The sequence below is a fragment of the Mesorhizobium atlanticum genome, from assembly GCF_003289965.1.
Taxonomy (GTDB): domain Bacteria; phylum Pseudomonadota; class Alphaproteobacteria; order Rhizobiales; family Rhizobiaceae; genus Mesorhizobium; species Mesorhizobium atlanticum.
The window spans coordinates 1-875 of record NZ_QMBQ01000027.1; the positions used below are offsets into that span (position 1 = coordinate 1).

An 875-nucleotide genomic window follows, 5' to 3' on the forward strand; every position below is an offset into this window, starting at 1 on the left:
TGGCCGTCGGCTGGTCGTCGACGATGTTGATGGTGAGGGCGCCGTTGCCGACGCTGCCGTCCTGGTCGGTGACCACGACCGCGAACTGCGGCTGTGCCTCAAGGTCCTGGCCGTTGTTGGTGGCCGGGCTCTCGAGGTAGTTGTGCTGCAGCGTGTACTGGTACTGGATGGCGCTGCCGTTCCACCACACATCCAGGCTGCCGCGCGTGCCGTCGGGGATGGTGGTGTGGGTGCCGTTGAGCGCCACCGTCTGGCCGCCGACCGTGATCGAGCCGACGCCGTCGGGCGCCGTCACCGCGATCGTGCCGCTTGCGACCGTCTGCGTGTTACCTTGCTGCGAGCCGTTGACCAGGCCTGCTTCATAGACCGTGTCGGCGGCCGTGCCGGTCGCCGGCGGCGTCACCGTCACGCCGGCATTGCCGATGTGGAGGGTCAGCGTCGTCTGCGACTGGTCGCCGTCGCCGTCCGTCAGCGTGTAGTGGAAGACATCGTCCACATTGCCTGGCGTGCCGGCGGCGCGGGTATAGGTGTAGGAGCCGTCCGAGTGCAGCACCAGCGTGCCGTACAGGCCAGCGATCGACACCCCGCCGGCCGTCACGGTCTGGGCCGAGCCGGTGCCGTAGGCCGAGGTCACGCTGGCGCCGTCAGCGCCCTTGACGTCGGCGCCCGCGACCGGACTGTCCTCGCCCGAGCCGGTGATCACGTTGCCGCTATGGCCGCTAAAGTCCGCCGCCGCGATCGTCAGCGCGTCGGCATTGGCCGTCGGCTGGTCGTCGACGATGTGTGCCGTCGGGGATGGTGGTGTGGGTGCCGTTGAGCGCCACCGTCTGGCCGCCGACCGTGATCGAGCCGACGCCGTCGGGCGCCGTCACCGC

General features: G+C 70.1%; 1 protein-coding gene. It reads right to left on the reverse strand.

Translation table 11 applies throughout. From position 1 onward, the window contains the following. A partial coding sequence (locus DPM35_RS32085) for an Ig-like domain-containing protein (protein ID WP_425373439.1) occupies positions 1 to 703 on the reverse strand: 703 nt, incomplete at its 3' end. Positions 704 to 875 lie beyond the last annotated feature (172 nt).